The 20,517-nt window shown below is 65.9% G+C and carries 17 protein-coding genes; 7 read left to right on the forward strand and 10 right to left on the reverse strand.

What is annotated here, in order from left to right:
- The first annotated feature begins 1 nt into the window (after position 1).
- A complete protein-coding gene (locus XH93_RS17115) occupies positions 2 to 973 on the forward strand; it encodes a HEAT repeat domain-containing protein (RefSeq protein WP_194474429.1) in 972 nt (323 codons plus the stop codon).
- A 116-nt stretch (positions 974 to 1,089) separates the two neighbouring features.
- A complete protein-coding gene (dinB, locus tag XH93_RS17120; RefSeq protein WP_194474430.1) occupies positions 1,090 to 2,337 on the forward strand; it encodes a DNA polymerase IV in 1,248 nt (415 codons plus the stop codon).
- A 51-nt stretch (positions 2,338 to 2,388) separates the two neighbouring features.
- Here dinB and XH93_RS17125 read toward each other — a convergent pair whose 3' ends face one another.
- From XH93_RS17125 to XH93_RS17140, 4 genes are read right to left on the reverse strand one after another with little or no spacing between them, the layout of a single operon-like run.
- The gene (locus XH93_RS17125; protein ID WP_194474431.1) at positions 2,389 to 3,000 is read right to left on the reverse strand and encodes a HupE/UreJ family protein; all 612 of its coding nucleotides are present in this window, start codon (positions 2,998 to 3,000) and stop codon (positions 2,389 to 2,391) included.
- Positions 2,997 to 3,602 (reverse strand): HupE/UreJ family protein, encoded by a 606-nt coding sequence (locus XH93_RS17130; RefSeq protein WP_194474432.1) that lies wholly within the window; start codon positions 3,600 to 3,602, stop codon positions 2,997 to 2,999. The genes XH93_RS17125 and XH93_RS17130 overlap by 4 nt, the downstream gene beginning before the upstream one ends.
- Positions 3,603 to 3,620: 18 nt before the next feature.
- Entirely contained in the window at positions 3,621 to 4,550 is a 930-nt protein-coding gene (locus XH93_RS17135; protein WP_194475194.1) for a HupE/UreJ family protein, read from the reverse strand.
- A gap of 47 nt (positions 4,551 to 4,597) precedes the next feature.
- Positions 4,598 to 5,590, reverse strand: coding sequence for a peptidyl-prolyl cis-trans isomerase (locus XH93_RS17140; protein WP_246799652.1), 993 nt, complete (start codon positions 5,588 to 5,590; stop codon positions 4,598 to 4,600).
- A gap of 221 nt (positions 5,591 to 5,811) precedes the next feature.
- On the opposite strand from XH93_RS17140, the gene XH93_RS17145 reads away from it, so the two are divergent.
- The 3 genes from XH93_RS17145 (at position 5,812) to XH93_RS17155 (ending at position 8,940) form a co-directional block, all read left to right on the forward strand.
- Positions 5,812 to 7,797: a hypothetical protein gene (locus XH93_RS17145; protein WP_194474433.1), complete on the forward strand. Its 1,986-nt coding sequence runs from the start codon at positions 5,812 to 5,814 to the stop codon at positions 7,795 to 7,797.
- Between the two features lie 221 nt (positions 7,798 to 8,018).
- The gene (locus XH93_RS17150) at positions 8,019 to 8,216 is read left to right on the forward strand and encodes a hypothetical protein (protein ID WP_371815078.1); all 198 of its coding nucleotides are present in this window, start codon (positions 8,019 to 8,021) and stop codon (positions 8,214 to 8,216) included.
- Positions 8,217 to 8,316: 100 nt separating this feature from the next.
- Positions 8,317 to 8,940 (forward strand): putative 2OG-Fe(II) oxygenase, encoded by a 624-nt coding sequence (locus tag XH93_RS17155; RefSeq protein WP_139857116.1) that lies wholly within the window; start codon positions 8,317 to 8,319, stop codon positions 8,938 to 8,940.
- Between the two features lie 15 nt (positions 8,941 to 8,955).
- Here XH93_RS17155 and XH93_RS17160 read toward each other — a convergent pair whose 3' ends face one another.
- Both XH93_RS17160 and XH93_RS17165 read right to left on the reverse strand, forming a co-directional pair.
- Positions 8,956 to 11,595 carry a spermidine synthase gene (locus XH93_RS17160; protein ID WP_246799653.1) on the reverse strand — a complete coding sequence of 880 codons (2,640 nt, stop codon included), beginning with the start codon at positions 11,593 to 11,595 and terminating at the stop codon, positions 8,956 to 8,958.
- A gap of 123 nt (positions 11,596 to 11,718) precedes the next feature.
- Positions 11,719 to 13,731 carry a TonB-dependent receptor gene (locus XH93_RS17165; protein ID WP_194474434.1) on the reverse strand — a complete coding sequence of 671 codons (2,013 nt, stop codon included), beginning with the start codon at positions 13,729 to 13,731 and terminating at the stop codon, positions 11,719 to 11,721.
- A 608-nt stretch (positions 13,732 to 14,339) separates the two neighbouring features.
- Here XH93_RS17165 and XH93_RS17170 point away from each other — a divergent pair.
- Together XH93_RS17170 and dusA are read left to right on the forward strand one after the other, a co-directional pair.
- On the forward strand, positions 14,340 to 14,963 hold the full coding sequence (locus tag XH93_RS17170) for a hypothetical protein (RefSeq protein WP_194474435.1): 624 nt from the start codon (positions 14,340 to 14,342) through the stop codon (positions 14,961 to 14,963).
- A 134-nt stretch (positions 14,964 to 15,097) separates the two neighbouring features.
- The gene (dusA, locus tag XH93_RS17175) at positions 15,098 to 16,084 is read left to right on the forward strand and encodes a tRNA dihydrouridine(20/20a) synthase DusA (RefSeq protein ID WP_194474436.1); all 987 of its coding nucleotides are present in this window, start codon (positions 15,098 to 15,100) and stop codon (positions 16,082 to 16,084) included.
- Positions 16,085 to 16,122: 38 nt separating this feature from the next.
- Here dusA and XH93_RS17180 read toward each other — a convergent pair whose 3' ends face one another.
- The 4 genes from XH93_RS17180 to XH93_RS17195 form a co-directional block, all read right to left on the reverse strand.
- Positions 16,123 to 17,181: a class I SAM-dependent methyltransferase gene (locus tag XH93_RS17180; protein ID WP_139482657.1), complete on the reverse strand. Its 1,059-nt coding sequence runs from the start codon at positions 17,179 to 17,181 to the stop codon at positions 16,123 to 16,125.
- A gap of 137 nt (positions 17,182 to 17,318) precedes the next feature.
- Complete coding sequence (locus XH93_RS17185) at positions 17,319 to 18,224, reverse strand: LysR family transcriptional regulator (protein WP_194474437.1); 906 nt, start codon at positions 18,222 to 18,224, stop codon at positions 17,319 to 17,321.
- Positions 18,225 to 18,397: 173 nt separating this feature from the next.
- Entirely contained in the window at positions 18,398 to 19,576 is a 1,179-nt protein-coding gene (locus tag XH93_RS17190) for a muconate/chloromuconate family cycloisomerase (RefSeq protein WP_194475202.1), read from the reverse strand.
- Between the two features lie 71 nt (positions 19,577 to 19,647).
- A complete protein-coding gene (locus XH93_RS17195; protein ID WP_194474438.1) occupies positions 19,648 to 20,514 on the reverse strand; it encodes an intradiol ring-cleavage dioxygenase in 867 nt (288 codons plus the stop codon).
- Between the last annotated feature and the right edge of the window lie 3 nt (positions 20,515 to 20,517).

Raw genomic sequence — 20,517 nt, forward strand, 5'->3', positions numbered from 1 at the left:
CATGTCGAGCCCGTTCGAATCCTACGACGACCTCGAGGACGCCGACGAGCGGCTGCAGGCCGCGGACCCGGCGGAGCGCCGCGTCGCCATCATTTCGCTCGGCCATTCCGGCGATCCGGCCGCGGTCGGCCATCTCGCCAACATGGTGTCCGATCCCGATGCCGGCGTGCGCCAGCAGGTTGCGATGGCGCTCGGCGAGTTCGACGGGCCTGAGGCGGCGGACGCGCTGGCGAAACTGCTGGTCGATCCCGAGCGCATCGTGGCGTCGGCCGCGGCCGACAGCATGGCCGAGTTCAAGGATCCGGCCTGCGCGGACGTCATCCTGCCGCTGGTCAGGCATGCCCATGCCTTCGTCCGCACCGGCGCGCTGCGCGCGCTGAAGGAGCTGCGCCGCAAGGATGCGATGAAGCCGGCGCTGGAGGCATTGCAGGACCCGGACGCCGCCGTGCGCGCGCAGGCCATCGGCGTGATCGGCTTCCTGAAACTCGAGGAGGCGATCCCGGCGCTGACGGCGCTGATCCAGGACCCGGACGCCCATGTGCGGCGCGCCGCGGTGAGCGCGTTGGCGTTCTCGCAGATGAAGCCGGCGGCGGAGACGATCACCCGCGCACTCAAGGACGACGACTGGATGGTGCGCGAGATGGCGGCCGAAACGCTCGGACTCAACATCAACGGCGCGCTGGCTGCGGATCAATTGATTGCGTCGCTCGCGGACGGGTTCTGGCAGGTCCGGCTCAAGGCGATCCGCAGCCTCGGAAAGATGAAGATTGAGCGGGCGGTGCGCCCGATCGGCAATTGCGTCAATCACGAGCAGGCCAATCTGCGCAAGGAGGCCGCCGCCGCGCTGGGCGAGATTGGTCATCCCGATGGCGAGGCGTTTCTGGCGATCATTGCGGATGATCTCGATCCGGATGTCAGAAAGAACGCGCGCTGGGCGCTTCAGCAGATCGTGGCGAGACGGGCGAAAGGTTAGGGCGGATCACCGGTCGCGGTGCCAGGGCCTTCCTGCGCCGGGTTGACTTGCCTTGCGAATGTTCCTATTTTGTTCTTTCGCGCGTGGTATGCTCCGATCGCGGATGAACGGCTGAAATGGTCACTGCAGCCACGATCCTTCATGCCGATCTGGATGCGTTTTACGCGTCGGTCGAACAGCTGCTGGATCCGTCGCTGCGCGGCAAGCCGATCGCGGTCGGTGGTGGGGTTGTGCTTGCGGCGTCCTACGAGGCCAAGGCATTCGGCGTCCGCGGCGGCATGTCGGGACGACAGGCGCGCGAGCTGTGTCCGCAGCTGATGTTCGTCGGCGGTCATTTCAAGGACTACCAGCGGCTGGGTGACGCGGCGATCGGGGTGCTCGGCGATTTTACGCCGCTGGTTGAGCGCATCTCGATCGACGAGGCCTTTGCCGACGTTGCCGGCTGCACCCATCTGTTCGGCTCCCCTGCCGAGATCGCGGCGGCGATCCGCCGGCGCGTGCGCAGCGAGCTCGGCCTGCCGATCTCGGTTGGGGTTGCGCGCACCAAGCATCTGGCGAAGATCGCCTCGCAGGTTGCCAAGCCCGACGGGCTCGTCGTCGTCGATCCCGACAGCGAGCTGAAATTCCTCCACGGCTTGCCGGTCGAATTGATGTGGGGCGTCGGACCGGTCACCAAGGCGCGGCTCGCTGCGATGGGCGTCTCGACGATCGGGCAACTTGCCAAGTCGCCCGAAACGTCGCTGACGCGGTCGCTGGGGCCGGCGGCCGGGGAGAAGCTGGCGGCGCTGGCCTGGAATCGCGATCCGCGCGAACTCAAGCCGCACCGCCGCGCCCACTCCGCGGGGGCGCAATCGGCGCTGGGCAAACGGCCCGCCATCGAGCGAGTCATTCGGCCGACCCTGCTTCATCTGGCCGATCGCATCGCCACCAGGCTGCGGAGAAAGTCGCGGCCGGGACGGACGGTGACGGTGCGGGTTCGCTTCGCCGACATGCGAGCGGTGACGCGCTCGATCACGCTCGATGCTCCGGTCGACGCAACCTTGATCCTCGCCCAGCGTGCGGAAAAATTGGTCCGCGCAATCCTTGCCGATCATCCGGGCGAGACAGTCATCTCGCTGCTGGCCATTTCGGTGTCGCATCTCGAGGAGCACTGGGATCTGGCGCTGGACCTGCCGCTTGGACTTGCGGATGAAGCGCTCCGTCCCGGAAGCAGGCTGGGCAGCGCCCGCTGGGCGGCCGATTGCGCCGTCGACAAGATCCGCGACCGGTTCGGATGGGATGCGATCGGGTACGGTTCGGCGGTCTTGGGCGTATCCCGTTCGGTGCCCGATGCGTTTCGCGAGCTCGCCGAGAAGGAACTGTAGCCGCCCGCGTCGGCCACTGCGACACAGCCGGGTCGCAATGTCGGCAACGCTTCAAGAAGCGAGAGCAACGCCGGCCATCATGAGGCCGATGGCTGCGATCCAGCCTCCGAGTGCGCGAAGGGCGATCGCCCGCCAGGATGTCGGGTCCGCCGCGGTCGGTCTGAACATGACGGTCAGCGCCATCGTCAGCGTAACGACGGTGTAGCCCGCGCAGGCCAATCCCGCCGCGAACAGCAGGCGGTCGGTGTCGGGCGCGAGGTCGCTTCCGTTCGCAGCACCGCGCAGTGCGGCCAATCCGAATGCAATTGCGCACAACAAGGCTGTCGGAATGCGCGCCGCTGCCGCCAGCAGGACGCCGATCACCAGCAGCATCGAGGCGTCCGCAAGGCCGCCCGTAACAGGGCCGAACATGCGCCCGACCGCCAGGCCGGCCAGCAGTCCGAGCGGAAACACCAGGATGAGCCAGCGTCCTTTCGAGGCGCCGAGCGACCCGGCCAGCACGCCCATCGCGATCCAGAGGATGACATCCTGAAGGTCGGTGAAGGGATGCAATGCACCCATGTAGAAGTCGCCGAGCCGCGCTGCGATGATGTGTGCGTTGGCGGCGCTCGGCAACAAGAGCAGCGCCGCGGCGATCCACCCGCGTGTATATTTCAGCGTCATGCAAATGCCCCGAGGCCCTGTGCCAGGAAGTAGCAGCCGAGCCCCGCGATGCCGGCCCCGAGCCCCTGGATGACGCGCTCGCCGGCGGGCCAGCGCGTCAGGGTGCCGATCGCGATGCCGCACAGGTGCAGCAGGCCCGTCGCGGTGACGAAGCCGACCCCGTAAGCCAGCGGGTTTGCGGAGCCCGGCAACTCGGCCCCGTGCGCATGACCGTGAAAGATCGCGAACACGGCAACCACCGCCGCGGCGGCGGGAAATGGCAAGCGCAGGCGGATGGCGACCGCGAGGCCGAGGATCAGCGCCGAAATTGCGATCACCACCTCCGGCATCGGCAGCGGAATGCGCAGCACGCCCAAAACTCCGCCGACCGCCATGACCAGCGGAAACGTGATGGGCAGGACCCAGATGGCGGGCGCGCCGAGTTGCGCTCCCCAGATTCCGACGGCGACCATCGCAATCAGATGGTCGATGCCGGTGGCCGGATGCAGCAGGCCGCTGATAAGACCGCCGGCCACGCCGACCTGGTCGTGCGCGAACGCCGGCTGGGTCAGCGCCAAAGCGACAATCGCGGTTGGCAGGGTTCGGAGGATGCGTGAACACATGGGGTGGGCGTCTCTCGGTCAGATCGGAGCGAGCACGCGCACAAGGCGGCCGAAGAACCAGAACATCGACACCGACCCGATGGCGTAGGCCGGAAGCGCCTCGCCCCAGCGCGGCAACACGGCATCAAGTCGCCGATGCGCCCAGATCAGCGCGAGCACGAGCAGCACAAAGGCAAGCTGCCCGATCTCGACGCCGATGTTGAAGAACAGCAGCGCTGCGGGAAGCAGACGGCGTTCGAGCCCGAGGCCCGCCAGCGCGCTTGCGAAGCCGATGCCGTGAACCAGGCCGAACGTAAAGGCGACGGCCCAGGGATGGCGTGCCGTGATGCCGATCTCGCCGCGCTGCTGCTTGACGATTTCGACGCCGACGAACGCGATGCTCAATGCGATGCAGGCATTGAGCGGGCGTTCCGGCACGCCGATCAAGCCAAAGGCCGCCGCCGCCAGCGAGGCGCTGTGTCCGATCGTGAAGGCGGTGATGGTTTTCACCAGACGCCAGCCGCCGCCGACGATCCAGATCAGGCCCAGCACGAACAGCAGATGATCGGCGCCGAGAAGAATGTGATCGATCCCGTAGTTGACGTAGGTCTTGGCCAGCTCGATCCAGGTCTGCAGCGTGGGCGCGCCGGTGCCGAGAATGGAGGCGACGGGATTGGCGGTCGAGATCGTGTAGCTGCGCGGCTCACCCGCGAGCGGAACGAGCTTGATCAGGACGACCGACATGTTGGCGCCGAGGTTGGCGATGGTGATCGGGCCGACCAGCCCCTTCTCGCCGCAGTTCACCTCGGGCAGCCGCAGCAGGCAGTGCGATGGCACCCGTAGATCGACCCGCGCGGCGCCGATCGACGGCTCCATGGTCCAGCGGCCGATATACACGCCGTGCCGGACCTCGTGGAATTCGAGCACACCCATCGACGCTTCATGCGCACGCAGCAAGGCGGGCTGCATCAGCGCGGCGAGGACGAGCAGTGCCAATCGCAGGTATCGGATCGCGGTCACTGCTCGTACCGCACTTGATAGGAGGTCTTGAGCCGCTTGACCGCTTCCCAGGCCAGCTTGCGGGTTTCTTCGGTATGCCAGATCCGGGCGGCCTCATCCCGAACCGTCTCGAGACTGGCGAGCGTTCCCTGAATCCGGGAATCGAGACGCGCGACGTGCCAGCCATCGCTGGAGCGCAGGACCTTCCATTGCCCCGGCGGCAGCGCCAGCAGCGCATCGCGGAATTCCTCGCCGAAGGAGGCCGCAAGGCTCGCGACGGTCCGGCCGAGGATCGCACGGGTCTGCTGCTGCAGCTCGTCGGATTCGTGCTGTTGCGCGATGTCCTCGAACTGGCGCTGCGCCGTGGCCTGATCGGTCGGCGGAGTGATGTAAAACGAAACGCGCTCCGGCTCATCGAAGTTGGCGTGATTTTCCGCAAACCACGCCCGCAGCTGTTCTTCCGTCGGTCGCGGGACCTTGATCTGATCGAAGATCAGCAATTGCATCTTGAAGGCAATTCGATCGCGGATCATCTCGTCGCCGCGGTCGACGCCGAGCGCCTTGCCCTCGCGGTAAAGGATTTCGCTCGCCACCCAGCTGTCAATCATCTTCTGGAGCTGGTCGTCGGACGGAGCGCGTACCTTGTCCTCGTCGAAGTTCTCGATGAAGGACTGGCGCATCGTCTTGGCGACGGTGATCACCTTTTCGTCCTTCGCGGGGGGATGCAGCACGGCGTCGCCGCCGAAGATCAGCGCCCCAAGCAAGGTGAAGTGCAGCAGCGGCTCACGCGACAGGCGTTTGGCGAAAGCGACGAAGGACCGCGAAGGTTGCGCCGCACCAGGTGCGGCATCGGGACTCTGCTCCGAGCGTTGCGTGTGCAACGTCGGAAAGGTTCGCACTTTAGATGGTGTCGCTGGAGTCGGTGTCGCTGGCATTGACATCTTACTGTCACAAATTCCCACAGCACGCGTGGCCGCGCGCTTTATGCGACACGACATTTCATCTGTCATCTGCAAACGCGAGTGCCGCGCAGAAAAGTTGCAAGAGACAAGATGTCGCACGGATAAATCAGAAGCTGCGAGGCGCAGCACAAATCCTTCACGAAGCTGTATTCGAACTCTGGTCATTGCAAAGACGCAGCGAGTCCGCTCACCGCGGCGGGGATCTGGGGTTTTCGATTCCCGTCGTTCTTGCCGAATTTCCCGCAGTTTATCCGAAAGAGGGGCGATAGATGTTTCCGACCAGTAAGACCATCCTGTTGACTGCAGCGTCCGCAACGTTGGCGCTGACGCAGAGCGCCGTGGCCGAGGAGTGGGGCAAGGATCGGCATAAGGGCAATCCTTATGTCGCCGGTGACATGCACAACCACAACACCTGTACGGACGGTTCGGTGGCCGCTGGCTATTCGATCGACCGCGCGGTCGGCCGCGGCGTCGCGCCCGCCGGCGGCAACAATTTCGATCTGGACTGGTTCACGCTCGGCAATCACGGCGGTTCGGGCAATCGCGACTGCCGCTTCAGCGACACCAGCGCCAATCTTCCCGGGCAAACCACCACCACCTGGGATCAGACGCTCGGCAAGACCATCGACGGCATCACGATCACCAGCCTGAAGGGCACCCCGAACGGCACCGGCAGCAGCGCCAAGATGTGGCGCTGGCAGTCGATCCAGGAGATCGAGTATCCGATCATCGCCAACCGCACGCCGGTGTACAAGAAGGTGCTGATCGAAGGCCTCGAGTGGATCGCTCCCGGCCATGAGCACGTCGACGTCGCGGTGATCACCGGGCAGAACCCGCGCGACGAGGGCGGCAATGCCGACAAGATGGCGGAATTCGAATACCGCTTCGATCGCACGGACGCCGATGCGATCGGCCCCGTCTTCGGCAGCGGCCAAAACCAGGTCTGGCCGGGCAAGGACAACGTCAACAACAGCGGCACGGCGGGACACCAGAAATCGCTCGCGGCCATCGCATGGTTGCAGTCGCATCATCCGCTGCAATCCTATGTCATTCCCACGCACACCGAGCGCCAGGGGCCGTTCGATCCGTCGGGCAGCAAGGGCTACAACATCGAGCACTTCCGCGATTTCAACAATGCCGGACCGACCGTCGCGTTCGGCATCGAGTCGCCCGGTCACTTCGCGGAAGGCGGCCTCAGCGGCGGCTCCGGCTCCTACGGGACCGGCGCGGTCGGCGGCGGCACCTACGGCATGAGCGGGATCTACACCGCGAAGGTCGGCGGCCTGTGGGATGGCATGCTCGGCGAAGGCCGCAACTTCTTCATCTATGTCAGCTCCGACTGGCACAGCCGTGGCGCCGGCGGCGCGCGCGATTCGTTCACGACCGCCGATTTCATTCCCGGCGAGTACACCAAGCTGTATGTCCCGAATGCCGGAAAGTTCTCGGCGCACTCGGTCATCGACGGCATGCGTTCGGGTAACTCCTACTCGGTCAACGCCGATCTGATCGGTCCCGATCTGGTGTTCCGCGCCAAGGCGCGCGGCGACGACTGGAAGACGATGGGCGAGACGCTGGTCGTGAGGCCGGGTGATCGGGTGACCGTCGAGATGGAAATGACCGTCCCGGCGAAGAACAACAGCCCGTACAGCTTCAACAATCCGCTGCTCGTGCCGATCGGGACCAAGCAGCCGCTGAACAAGCCGTCGCTCGACCATGTCGATCTGATCACCGGCAAGATCACCGGCGTGATTGCGCCGGGCGCGGCCGGCTATGCGGTGCCGAACGCCGCCGGCACTGCCGGCGCGTCGATCGTGTACAACCCCACCGCCACCATCGCGCAGCAGATTCCGGCGACCAAGATGCATCGCGAGCACCGCGACGGCGGTGCCGTCCGGTTGCGCTTCACGACGACGTTCACCGCCGGCAACAGCGCGTTCTATATCCGCGCTCGCGGAACGAACATTCCGGTCGGCACCCCGAACGTCTCGGATAGCGCCGGCAATCCGCTGCTCGACGCCAACAATGCGCTGGTGAGCTGCACGGACCCGGCGTGCCCGCCGCATCTGGAGGCGGTCGCCGGCGTCAAGAAGGTCACCCACGACGTTCAGGCCTATTCGAACGCCTGGTTCTACGCCAATCCGATCTTCGTGCGGCCGGAAGGCTCGCCGAAGCTGCTGGTCGAAACCAACGCGGATCTGGCGCGGCGGCTTGGGCAGCGGGCCGAGCACGACCATCACCACCACGACAACGACTAACCATTCATGAAGCTATCCGGCGGGACGCTCAGCGTCCCGCCGGACTCGTTTTTGGGCGTGCGATGGACCAGTTTTGCCTGCGAGTTTCTCTCTCTGCGCTGTGCCTGCTCGTTTGCGGCAGTTGCGGTGCGGCCGCCCAAGGGACTCAAGGGGCTGCTGCGCTGCCTTCGAGCGAACCCACGTGGGAGGACTGCCAGTCGGCAGTCGGGGAGGCGCGCACCTTGACGGCACAACTGCCGCCGGACCATCTCTCCCGCTACTTCGCCGATCGTCATCTACACCAGGCCATGGTCGAAGCCGGTAACGGCGAATTCGACGAGTGTCTGGAGATGGCCGCGCGCGCCTCTCAGGAGGTGCGCGAACGGCGCCACGAGTTGCCGCCCGGCGAAAAGCTGCGCGTGCTTCGGGCCGACGAGTAGATCACCTCGGCAGACTGCGGCACGCTGCCCGCTGTCATCGCAGTGTCATCTTTGCTCGCGCATTGTCGGGCTCCGCACCAGAACAGGCAAAATTGACCACATGGATCAGATCGAACCGCTTTTCCCGATCCCCCTCATGCGCTCGCCCCAGCTGCTTCCTCCGTCGCTGAACGAAGCCGCCGTGACCGCGATCCGGAATGCGCGCATCGAAAGCAATCTCCGATCGGGACAGCTGTTCCACACCGAGGTCGCCGATCCGCGCGACAACGAGCTGTTTCGCCAGATCGCTGAACTGGCCGTGCCAAAGCTGGTCGATTTCGGCGTCTTGCTGTTCGGCGAACAGTTGCGCTGGACCGTCAAGGAGATGTGGACCAACATGCTCGAGACCGGCGGAAACCAGACCCTGCATTCGCACGCCAACAGTTTCGTCTCGGGCATTATCTATCTGACGCCCTCGCACGCGGCCTGCAAGACGGTTTTCGTGCGGCCGCCCGGCGGTTTCGACTTCTCCTTCCGCCATCATACGCGAGACGCCGCCATCGGGCCTTTCAACGCGGGCAAGTACGTCCTGCCGGAAGCCGAACCGGGCGATCTCGTGCTTTTTCCAAGCTATCTCTACCACGAGGTGCCGAGGAATCCGGGCGGGCAGCGGATCACGATCGCCTTCAACGCCATTCCCGATCATCTCGACTGCTGGGGCTATCGCATCAACTTTGCGCCCTGAGCGAGGCCAAGCGGGTCACTGCTTTCGTAATCCGAATTCTCGCAGCAGCAGCTCCCTGGCCTCGCCGCGCGATGGCGCCGCGTCGACTATCTGGCGCAGCAGGCCGGCGGCGGCTGCCCGGTCAGAGCCGATCAGGGATTTCGCCATGCTCATCAGCGGCCCGTAGGCCGGGTCGAATTCGGGGCTCAGGCGAAGCGCCTCGAGGAGGCCGAGCGAAGCCGCTTCAATCAGGGCTGCTCCGCGCGGATCGCCCGGAAGCGCTGCGCCCGCTTCGAGAAACCGGTTACGCGCGCGCCAGTAGCCGCTGAGCCGGGCGCTCAACGCATCGCGCTCCGGCCCGACAGCCAAGAGTTCGGCCGGATCCGGTTGCACGCCTCGGGTCAATGCAAGCAGGAGCGACCAGGGCGCCGCGGTCAATGCGTGGACGTTGCGCCGCGCATCGAAGGTCACGAACGGATAATCATCCGTGTTGCGCGGACCTTCGCCGGCGAATGCGGCGAGGGCGCGTGGGCCTGCGAGATATTGGCCGAGCAGATCGATCGGCGCCGCGAACCCGAGCGGCCGCACGACTGGCCCGATCGCGGGATCGCGGAGCCGGGCAGCGAGCGCGCTGGTGTCGAGATCACCGCCATCCCTCGTGCCGATGAGCGCCAGCATCGGCGTGCGGACGCTGTAGTGGTTGAGCCAGGCCGCGCCGTCCGGATAGACGTCGAGAAAGCTGCGGACAATGGCGCGGAGCGAGGGCAGATCAAGCTGATAAAGCGGAAGCCATTGGCAGAAGATGCCTTGGGGCGCGAGCCTGCGCTTCACGGCGCCGAAATGCTCGACCGTGTAGAGCGTGCCGCTGCCATCCAGCGCCGGATGAAACAGGTCGGCGACGATCACGTCATGCAGGCTGGTATCCGCGGCGATGTAGCGGCGGGCATCGGCGACGGTCATCCGAAGCGCCGGAGCGGCTGCCGGATTGATGAACCAGGGAAGCAGGTCCACCACCTCGCGGGAAAGCTCGACGCCATGCACGCTCACGCCCGGCATCTGCGATCCGCCGACCACGGTGGCGCCGGTCCCGATGCCGAGGAACAGGGCCCGGTGCGGAGCTTGATGAAGCAGCAGCGGCAGCATCGCCTGGCGGTAGTCGGATCGAACCGAGCTCGTGCCGCCCATCCGGAAATGGCCGTTCACATCGAGATAGCGCGTACCCGAAGCATCATCGACAACGCTGGCGGTCGCCATCGGCCCTTCACGAATTGCGATCAGGGCGCCGCCCGACGGCACCCTCGTCAACGAGGGCGCGGAATAAGACCACAGCACCAGCGCGAGGACGGCCGGTGCGGCGGACCACGCCAGCGCCGGCCAGCCGGCCGGGAGCAGGAGCAGGTAGCCCAGCGTGACCGGAAGCAGGGCTTTCCATGTGCCAAAAGCCGGAATCAGCAATTGCGCGGCGACGAGTGGCGCGATGGAGGCGCCGAGACTGTTGACGCCAACCGCCCAGCCAACAGAGCCGCGCTGGTCGCGCACCCGCTGCGCCAGCAGGCCGAACAATGCACCCATCGCGGTCGACGGTGCCAGGAACAGGGCAATCGCCACTGCCAGCTCACCGACCACGCCGGCGGGGGAGGCGACCTCGACGAGGCGGTCGACATAGGGCGCAAGCAATGCGGTCGCAAGACACGCAAGCGCGGTGGCGGCCAGCAGGCCGCGGAGATCGCCATCCTGCGCAGCACGTCCGCTGCGCTGCCAGAGCAGGCCGCCGGCCGCCGTGCCGAGCAGGTACGCAGCCAGCAGCCCCGCAAAAGTATAGACGGTGTCCTGCATCACCTGTGCCGCAAGCCGGACCACCAGAACCTCGAAGGCGATTCCGAGCAGGCCCGTGGCGAACAAGGTGATCGTGAGGCGCAGCTCGCGAACCGGCTCGGGCCGCGCCGTTCCGCTCGCAACCCGCGCCGTGCCGAACGCCGCTTCAACCGCGAGCGCGCCGGCGGCGCAGAGCAGGTTGACGCCGGCGAGGCAGAGCAATGTCCCGGAGAAGCCAAGCGTCGGAATCAGCAGGAATGTGGACACCAGCGTGCCGGCCAACGCCCCGGCCGTGTTCGCCCCATACACGCCTGCGGTGACGCGGGCCTCGCGGCGGGCTTCGCGTGTCATGCGCTCCAGTGCGGCAAGGGTTCCGCCCATGGCCATCGTCGCGGGAAGCAGCACCAGCGTCGGCAGCGCAAAGCTGCCGGCCCAAAGCAAGGCTGGCGATGGCTCGCTGCCAAGCAGCGGCGGCAGGGCCCGGCCGGCCGCAGGCAGAAGCCAGATGTTGACCAGACCCCAGACAGCGATGACGCCCTCAAGCATCGCATAGACGCGCCACGCCGACCGCGCACGCCTGATCAGCTCATCGAGCGCGAACGCGCCAAGCGCCAGACCGCCGAAAAACCCGGCAATGGCGCCAAGCACCGCCATCATCTCGGTCCCCAGCGCAAGGCTCAACTGTCGCGTCCACACGATCTCGTAGCCGAGGCCCGCGAAGCCGGACGCCGTCACGATCGGGATCAGGGCCCAGCCAAGGCCGGCGGCTTGCCGAGGGCGCGCCGATACGGTGTCGAGCCGGACCGCACCCGCGAACCGGTCCGCCGAAGCCATCGTGGCGCTGTCCGGGTCGGATTGCATTCGCTCACTCCTGTCTCGCACGCAGCGAACGGCCCGAACGCCGCGCTCTCGGCCGATCAAAGCATCGGCTCTATGTCAGTTTCTTTGAGGATTTGTGACGGCCAACGCGGCGGCTCGGTCCGCTCAAAATCTTGCCGCCACCGTCAGCCGCACCGCGCGCGGCTCGGCCGGATGGACGTGACGATCGGCGACGCCGTCGATCGGCTCCCCCGGCAATCGCGACAAATAGTAATACTCGATCTGGTTGGTCTGGGCGTTGAAGAGGTTGAGCACGTCGAGCTGCACCCGCAGGCCGTTGTCGAATCTGTAGCCGGCGCGCGCGTTGAAGATCAGGGATTGCAGCGAGCGGATGCTGTCGTCTTCGATCAGGGGGCGCGGACCGAAATAGCGCGCCTTCAGCGCGCCGAACCAGCCGGTGTCGCCGCCGAGGGTGACCGCGCCGCTTGCCACCCATGCCGGTGCGCCGGGGATGCGGTCGCCGGCCGGGTCGAAATCCGTGAAGCGCGCCCGGGTATAGGCGACGTCGAGATCGACTGTCAGCCACGGCAACGGCTTGTACTGGTTGGTCCACTCGACGCCGACGCGGCGGCTCGGCCGGCTCGGCTCGGTGGTGCCGGCGTCGCCGACGAACAACAGCTCGGAGTCGAAGTCCAGCACGAATACCGCAAGCGAGCTGGTGACGGCCTCGACAGCCTTGGTGCGGATGCCGAGCTCGGCGCCGCGCGAGCGCACCAGCAGCGGCACGCGTTCAAGCGGGGTCGTCTTGTCGTTGGGATCGACCGTGATGGTCGCGCCGCGGATGTCGTTGCTGTGCAGGCCGTAGCCGGCGTTGCCGTAGAACTCGGTCTTGTACCAGGGGCCGAGCACGATACCGGCCTTCGGGCTTGTCATCGCGGCCTGGGCGTTGCCCGAATTCTGCGGCGTATCGCTGAAGACGTGTCCGGCGAAGAAGTCCTCGCGGATGCCGACCGTGGTGCGCAGCCAGTTGGTCCAGCGCGTGGTCGTGTCGGTCCAGAGGCCGACATTGCCCTCCTGCACGCGGTCATCGCGCACGGTTGAGAGCCATTCACGCTGCTCGGTCTTGAACAGGCCGACATGGATATCGTCATAGCGGCTCTGCACGCCGACGCGGGTCTGCGTTTCGAGGCCGGCAAAGCGCCAATCGAACGCATGCCGCGCGTCAAAGCCGCCGACGGTCCGGCGGTCAAGCTGGCTGAACTGGTCGCCATTGACGGGATTGTCGAGGAAGTAGGTGAAATCGTTGAACAGCTGCAGGTCGGAGCGCAGCACATAGGCGCTGACATTGGTCTGTCCGTAGTCGCCCGATTGCGCCCAATTGCCGGACAGGCTGAAGCGGCTCGACGTGCCGCCGTCGGTCGGATCGAGCGTGCCGAGGCGGCTGATTAGGCCCTGGTCGATCGCGCGCTGCGGAACCTGATCGGTCGAATTCCAGCCGTTGGAATAGGCCATCGCCGTCAGCGTCACGCCGTCGGTCGCGGTGCCCTGGCTGTAGCGCATGACGCCGTTCAGCTTGCGGACGTCGTCCGGCACTTGCCACGGTCCATCATATTTTGCCGCCTCGATCGCCGTGAGCAGCGTGCCGGCGCCCACGGCGGTCGATCCCGCTGCCAACGCGCGGCGATAGCCGAAGCTCCCGAAGGTCATCTCCGCGATGTTCTTCGGCAGCTTGTTGACGTAGTCGATCGCCACCGCGCCGGCAGAGGCGAAGTCGCCCTGATCCGCAAAGTATGGTCCCTTGCGGACATTGACCGACTGGATCAGCTCGGGCACCAGAAAATTGATATCGGCGTAGCCTTGGCCATGCCCATGGGTCGGCATGTTGACGGGCATGCCGTCGACGGAGATCGCCAGATCGGTGCCGTGATCGAGATTGAAGCCGCGCAGGAAATACTGGTTGGCTTTGCCCTCGCCGGAGTGCTGGGTGACGATCAGGCCCGGCACGACTTCCAGCGCCTCGCCCGGCCGCGAGAATGGCACCGCGTTGACCTCGGCGCCGCTGATGCGGATCGCACTGGCGGCGGTGGGCTGCGAGGTGGAGGGGCCATCGCGCGATGCACCGGTTGCGCCGTCGCCCGCGGCCGCGCTGTCCGAGCGAGCGGCAGTCCGGTTACGCATCCCATGGTTCTTCGGCGGTTTCGTGTGCGCCTGCCGCTTGTGAGGGTGATGATGATCCGGCGACGCAACGGTGACCGGCGGAAGTTCGGTGTACGCCACCCCGCGGAGGTCGTGGGCCGCGGCTGGAAGCCCGCACAGAGCAGCCGACGCGGCGGCGGATACTGCCCGCAACACGACTCCACGTACCGCCACGACGTCCCCCGCACGACCACAGCTGCAGCCAGCAAGCAACTGCAACAAATCCCGCTAACAGGCCTAGATGACGATGCAACAACAATTTCATACCTGCTGCTGCGACCGAATGGTCATGGATCACCGTCGCGGTGCCAGCGCGGCGCGAGCCTCGGATGTCACTGCCGATCGTGCGACCGGATAGGCTGTCGAGTTATCCACGCGATAACAGCCGTTTCGTACAGTTGTCACATTGGCAACCGATAAGCCTAGCTTCCCCGGCGACCTATGCTTGGCCGCGCGTCGCTTGTCTCGCGCGGGCGGGTTACCAGCTCGTCTTGGCTGAAGGGCTTGTGCGTTTAGCTCGCATTGGGTCGGTGACGAGGGACATGAGAAGGCATAGAGCGATTCTGCGGACATCGGTGCGGCGGGCGGTTGTGCTGGCGCCATTGCTCGGTGTTTCCGCCGCAACCTCCGCGCTGTGCGCCGATATCTCCGATCTCGATGTGTCGGGCCCGGTTGGGTCGACATCAAGCCGGCCGCTTTGGGATGCTCCGGCAGGTTCGGCACCGGCAATCGACGCTGCCCCAGCTTCGCCGTCGCCCATCGGCGGGCAGGGGGCCATGAACGGCAATCCACTCTGGACGATCCCACTGGCGGTCCTGCCGGACACGCGCCAGCGGCCGATTTTTTCGCCGTCGCGCCGGCCGCCGCCACCTGCCGCCGCTTTGGCATCCGAGCCGAAGCCGCCACCGCCACCGCCGAGTGCGCCGCCGGTCGAGCTGCCGCTTTTGCTGGTCGGCACCATCAGCGGCGGCGACCTCAGCTTCGGGATATTTGTCGACAAGACCAGCAAGGCCACCCTGCGTCTGAAGATCGGCGAGGATTATCAGGGCTGGCGGCTTCGTTCAGTGCATGGCCGCGAGGCGATCATGGCGTACGGCGAGCGCAGCGAGACCTTGAATTTCCCAACCCAGGCCGAAGCCGCAGTGGCAGTCAGCCGGACGGTTGCGGAAAGTGCGCCGAGACGGGGCAGCTCGCACTCGCCGGAATACGACTGACGGACCCGGTTACCTGCAAAGCTACTTTGCATGGGGTTGTTTTCGCCAATCTGTTGGGCCGGCATGCTCGGCGGACCGGCAGGGTTCAAAAACGTCATGTTGCATTGGACCAGCAATGCCGTTAAGCAATTGAGATGGAATGGAAATTCTCCGTCGCCCCGATGATGGACTGGACTGACCGGCATTGCCGTTTTTTCCATCGTCTGATGTCGCGGCGGGCGCGGCTTTATACCGAGATGCTGACGACCGGCGCGGTGATCCACGGCGACCGGGCGCGGCTGCTCGCCTTCGATGCCAGCGAGCATCCGCTCGCCCTGCAACTCGGCGGTTCCGATCCCAGTGATCTCGCCACCGCCGCGCGGATTGGCGAGGACTTTGGCTATGACGAGATCAACCTCAATGTCGGCTGTCCGTCCGATCGCGTGAAGGACGGCCGCTTCGGCGCCTGCCTGATGGCGCAGCCCGCGCTGGTTGCCGAAGGCGTCGCGGCGATGAAGCGCGCGGTCAAAATTCCGGTCACGGTGAAATGCCGGATCGGCATCGACGACCAGGATCCGGAGGCTGCGCTCGACGTGCTGGCGCGCGGCGTGATCGCCGCGGGCGCCGACGCACTCGTCGTGCACGCGCGCAAGGCCTGGCTCAACGGCTTGTCGCCGAAGGAAAACCGCGACATCCCGCCGCTCGATTACGATCGCGTCTATCGGCTGAAGGCGGCGTTGCCGGACGTGCCCATCATCATCAATGGCGGCATTTTGAGCCTTGCCGAGGCAAAGCGGCATCTGGCGCATGTCGACGGCGTGATGCTGGGACGGGCGGCGTATCAGGAGCCGTGGCGGCTGCTCACCGTCGATTCCGAATTGTTCGGCGAGGCCGCGCCGCACGCGACGATGAAGGACGTGTTCACGGCGATGCTGCCCTATATCGAGCGGCAGCTGGCGCAGGGCACGCGGCTGCACGCGATCACCCGCCACTTCGTCGGCGCCTTCCACGGCGTCCCCGGCGCGCGCGCGTTCCGCCGGCATCTGGCGGAGAACGGCGTCCGGCCAGGGGCGGGCGCCGAGGTGCTGCGTGACGCGATCGCACTGGTCGACGACCGCGCGCTCACGCCGGTTGCGGCCTGAGCGCGCGATATCCTTGATCGCGGCGTTCTATCGCGCGCTTACGGGCGCGCTTCGAGCACCATGTTGAACGGCGTCTCCGCGGCGCGGCGGAAGCGGGTGAAGCCGCCGGAGCTGACCACCTGCCGCAACCGAACCTCACCCGCCTGCGCGCCAAGGCCGAGCCCGACCTCCTGCGCCTGTGACGCCGGGGTGCAGATCATGGTCGATGCCGCGTAGTACACCCGCCCGATCGGATTGAGATTGGCGGCGAGATGATCGTGCGCGAACGGCTCGACGATCATCCAGGTGCCGTCGGGCTTCAGCGTCTCGCGCACATGCGTGGCCGCGCCGACTGGGTCGCCCATGTCGTGCAGGCAGTCGAAGAAGGCAACGAGATCGTATTTGCCCGGGTAGGCCTTGGCTGGCGCCACCTCGAAATTGGTATTGGCGGAGACGCCGGCTTCCGCGGCCGCCTTGCGCGCGCGCTCGATCGAGGCCGGATGATAGTCGAATCCGACAAAGTGCGATTTCGGAAAGGCCTTCGCCATCAGCACGGTCGATGAGCCGTGGCCGCAGCCGACATCGGCGACGCGCGCGCCTTGCTTGAGCTTGTCGACGACACCGTCGAGCGCCGGCAGCCACGCCGACATCAGATTGGCGTTGTAGCCGGGACGGAAGAACCGCTCGGTGCCGCGGAACAAGCAGGCGCTGTGGTCGTGCCAGGCCAGCCCCTTGCCGCTGCGAAATGCGTCTGCCACCTTCGGCTCGTCCAGCCACATCGACGAGAGGGCCTCGAACGCGCCCGCCATGAAGGCGGGGCTGTCCTCGTCGGCAAACACCGTGGCCTGTTCGGCGTTGAGACTGAATTTGTCATCGTCCCTGTCGTAGTCGACATATCCCGCCGCGGCCTGGGCGGCGAGCCACTCGCGCACGTTGCGCTCGGTGGCGCCGGTGCGCTTTGCGAGCTCGGCGGCGGTCATCTTGTCGCCGTCGCGCATCGCATTGTAGAAGCCGAGCCGATCGCCGAGCACCACCAGCGCCCCGCTGGCGATGCTGCCGAGGTCGCCGACCATCTTGCCGAGAAATGCGTCGAGCTTTGCTTGATCCGGTTGCTGCATGACACTCTCCCTGAGGTAACCCTGTGGCGATAAGTCCATGCGCCCGATAGGAAGGTTCACCTTTGTGATGGCGGTGGCAAATCACGACCGCTCACATCGCTGTGGGTCAGTCTGTCTGTCCCGTCTCTGTGCTCAGGTCACTCAGGCGACTGCTTGCGCTGCCGCCGCGTGACCTCCTGCGCGACCTTCAGGAAGTTGAACAGATGCGGCATCCGGTTGTCGCGCCGGTAGTTCAGCGACAGCGCGGTGCCCGGATTATGGCCCTCATAGGCGCGATAGGTGACGCCGGGCCGTTCCGATTGCGACACGGATTTCGGCACCAGTGCGATGCCGACGCCGACCGACACCAGGCTGATCGCGGTCTGGTAGTCCTGCGCCAGCACCTGCGACTTCGGGATGAAACCTTCCTCGAGGCAGATGCTGAGGATGTGGTCGGCAAAACTCGGCCGCGGCTTGCGCGGGTAGAGAATGAAGGTCTCGGCCTTGAGCGCCGACAGCTGCGTGATCTGTTGATCGAGCAACGGCGAGGTGTCGGGCACGGCGAGGATCAGCGGCTCCCGCAGCAGCGGCTCCGACTTCAATTCCTCATCCTCGAGCGCGGGCCGCGCGACGGCGATATCGATCTCGCGCTGGATCACGGCACGCTTCAGCTCGGCATTGTTCATCGCGGACAACGCGAGCTCGACATCCGGATAGGCCGAACGAAACGCCTTGATGACATTGGGCAGCACGCCATGGGTCGCCGACCCGACGAAGGCGACGCGCAAATGCCCTGAAAATCCTTCGCCGATCCGCTTGATCTCGCGCTGCGTCCGGTCGAGCCGCTCCAGCACGTCGCGCGCACGCTCCAGCAGGACGCTGCCGGCCTGGGTCAGCCGGATCTGGCTCCGGCTTCGGTCGATCAGCATGACGCCGAGATCGCTCTCCAGCTGCGCGATCTGCCGGCTCAGCGGCGGCTGCGCGATCGCGAGCCGCGAGGCGGCCCGGCCGAAATGCAGCTCCTCGGCGACCGCGACGAAATAGGCGAGCCGCCTGAGATCCATGACGTCGTCGCGACCGGTCACCGGCGAGCCGGATGTTGCTGCGCGCTCGTCCCAGGAAGCTGCCTGATCTCGTAGCTCACGGTCATCAGCGCAAAGGTGAGATGATGGTTACAGCGCAAAGACTGCGGGGGCATCATTGGTTTGTCAATTGTCCGCGGCCACGGCGCCATCAGCTAGTCCTTTCGCGCGAAGGCGCGGACCTTGTCCTCGTCGATCTCGACGCCGAGGCCCGGTCCCTCAGGAACACAGATCTCGAACTCCTCGAACCTGATCGGATTGGTGACGAGGTCCTCGACGAGGATGCGCGGCCCGAAATGCTCGCTGCCCCATTCGAGCGTGGGCAAAGTGGAGAAGGCGGCAAGATGCGCCGCCGCGCCGATGCTGCTCTCCAGCAGGCAGCCGCCATAGAGTGCGAGCCCGTGGGCTACGGCGACCGCCGCGGCGCGCTTCATCTCGAACAGGCCGCCGCTCTTGACGAGTTTGAGGGAATAGACACTGCCGCAGGCCATCGTCGCCACACGCGCGATCTCTTCCTTGGTGAAGGCGGCTTCATCGATCAGCAGCGGGATCGAGGTGCGCGCCGCGACGCGGGCCATCGCCTCGAGCTGCAGCGCCGACACCGGCTGTTCGACCAGCGCGACATCCAGTTCCTCGAGCGCGGGCATGAAGCGGATGCACTCGGCCTCGCTCCAGCCCTGATTGATATCGACGATCAGGAGGACGTCGTCACCGAGACCGGCGCGCAGGGCTTGCAGCCGCTTCAGATCGGCCTGCGGCCGGTTGAAGCCGAACTTGATCTTGAACTGCCGGTGCTCGCGGCGGTGCAGCTTCTCTTTGGCTTCCTCCAGCTCCTGTCCGCTATCGCCGGAGGCGAGCGCCCAGATCACCTCCATGCGCGCGCGCACCGCGCCGCCGAGCAGCGCGCTGGCGGGCAGGCCAAGCGTCTTGCCGGCGGCGTCGAGCAGGGCGGATTCGATGGCGGCTTTGGCGGCAAAATTGCGGGTCGCGGCCTTGCTCATGCGGAGCGCGTTGGCCTCGAACGCCAGCGCCGGCTGGCCCAGCAGCGCCGGCGCCAGATAGGTCATCACCGCGGCCTTGATCGATTCCACGCTCTCCTCGGCCCAGCGCGGTCCGCCAAGCGTCGACGCTTCGCCGACGCCCGTCACGCCATTGTCGAGCAGGACGCGCACCAGCACGTAGCCCTGATGCGTCACCTCGGTGTTCGAAAGCTTGTGCCGTCGCCGCGTCGGGGCGTCCACGATCGTGGCGCGAATGCTACGGATCGTGGTGTCTTTTGTAAGAGCCTGTGCCGGCTGCACGGGCTCGGCGATGTCGATCAGGGCGCGCCCCATCATTCTTCACCTGTCATAGCAAAAGGAGAAGCCCTGCGAGGCCAGCGATGCCGGGCAGGGCGTATTGCGTGTCACTCGGCCGCGACAAGCCGCTCGACCTCTGTCTTCTTGAGCTTGAAGTCGAAGTCGAGCACGAGGTCGGTGTTGGCGCCGGCCGGCGCTTTCCTGAACTGGCCGATCAGGCTCTGCTTCACGGCAAACACCGAGTCGTTGTCGAGATATTTGGTCTCGGAATCGTAGATCTGCGAGATCAGCGATTGATAGCCGTCCTTCGACAGCATGAAGTGGATGTGGCCGGGACGCCAGGGATGGTGACCCATGTACTTCAGAAGCTCGCCGCCGGCGCCGTCATAGGGGATCGGGTACGGCTCCGGCCGCAGCGCCACGAAGGCATATTCGCCGTCGCCGTCAGTCATGAAACGCCCCCGCAGATTGTAGGCCGGCTGCTCCGGGTCCTGCAGATCGTAGAGGCCGTTGGGCGCGTCTTCCCAGACGTCGATGGTGACACCCTCGATCGGCCGCCCAGCGGTGTCGGTGATACGACCGCTGACCATGACGGTCTGTGCGTTGTCGAAGGTCTTCTTGATGATCGAGGCGCCCTTGGCCAGCACCGGCGGGTTCTCCCGGTAGAACGGCCCGAGCACGGTCGATTCGCTTTCGCCATCGGTGACGCGGTGATCGAGCATGTCGACCAGCACCTCGACGCCGAGGATGTCGCAGATCAGGATGAATTCGTTGCGCTTCTCGTCCGAGATGTCGCCGGCGCGGCGCAGGAACTCGCAGGCGGCGAGCCACTCGGCAAAGCTCAGATCGACCTCCCTGCAGAAGTCGTGCATATGCCTGATCAGGCTGGTCAGGATCTGACGGTTGCGCGGCGGAATATCCTTGTCGAGCGCGGCGATGACGAGGTCGGTGATGGTGTCCTTGTTGACGTTCATGGT

Source organism: Bradyrhizobium sp. CCBAU 51753, from assembly GCF_015291565.1.
Taxonomy (GTDB): domain Bacteria; phylum Pseudomonadota; class Alphaproteobacteria; order Rhizobiales; family Xanthobacteraceae; genus Bradyrhizobium; species Bradyrhizobium ivorense.

Bases quoted from the DNA above. Each gene is read 5' to 3' on its own strand.
- XH93_RS17185 (WP_194474437.1), bottom strand. From the start codon at position 18,224: ATGGATCTCAGGCGGCTCGCCTATTTCGTCGCGGTCGCCGAGGAGCTG.
- XH93_RS17140 (WP_246799652.1), bottom strand. From the start codon at position 5,590: ATGACAGATGAAATGTCGTGTCGCATAAAGCGCGCGGCCACGCGTGCT.
- XH93_RS17125 (WP_194474431.1), bottom strand. From the start codon at position 3,000: ATGACGCTGAAATATACACGCGGGTGGATCGCCGCGGCGCTGCTCTTG.
- dusA (WP_194474436.1), top strand. From the start codon at position 15,098: ATGGAATGGAAATTCTCCGTCGCCCCGATGATGGACTGGACTGACCGG.
- XH93_RS17180 (WP_139482657.1), bottom strand. From the start codon at position 17,181: ATGCAGCAACCGGATCAAGCAAAGCTCGACGCATTTCTCGGCAAGATG.
- XH93_RS17190 (WP_194475202.1), bottom strand. From the start codon at position 19,576: ATGGGGCGCGCCCTGATCGACATCGCCGAGCCCGTGCAGCCGGCACAG.
- XH93_RS17130 (WP_194474432.1), bottom strand. From the start codon at position 3,602: ATGTGTTCACGCATCCTCCGAACCCTGCCAACCGCGATTGTCGCTTTG.
- XH93_RS17165 (WP_194474434.1), bottom strand. From the start codon at position 13,731: ATGCGTAACCGGACTGCCGCTCGCTCGGACAGCGCGGCCGCGGGCGAC.
- XH93_RS17195 (WP_194474438.1), bottom strand. From the start codon at position 20,514: ATGAACGTCAACAAGGACACCATCACCGACCTCGTCATCGCCGCGCTC.
- XH93_RS17115 (WP_194474429.1), top strand. From the start codon at position 2: ATGTCGAGCCCGTTCGAATCCTACGACGACCTCGAGGACGCCGACGAG.
- XH93_RS17135 (WP_194475194.1), bottom strand. From the start codon at position 4,550: ATGCAGCCCGCCTTGCTGCGTGCGCATGAAGCGTCGATGGGTGTGCTC.
- XH93_RS17160 (WP_246799653.1), bottom strand. From the start codon at position 11,595: ATGCAATCCGACCCGGACAGCGCCACGATGGCTTCGGCGGACCGGTTC.
- XH93_RS17155 (WP_139857116.1), top strand. From the start codon at position 8,317: ATGGATCAGATCGAACCGCTTTTCCCGATCCCCCTCATGCGCTCGCCC.
- XH93_RS17145 (WP_194474433.1), top strand. From the start codon at position 5,812: ATGTTTCCGACCAGTAAGACCATCCTGTTGACTGCAGCGTCCGCAACG.
- dinB (WP_194474430.1), top strand. From the start codon at position 1,090: ATGGTCACTGCAGCCACGATCCTTCATGCCGATCTGGATGCGTTTTAC.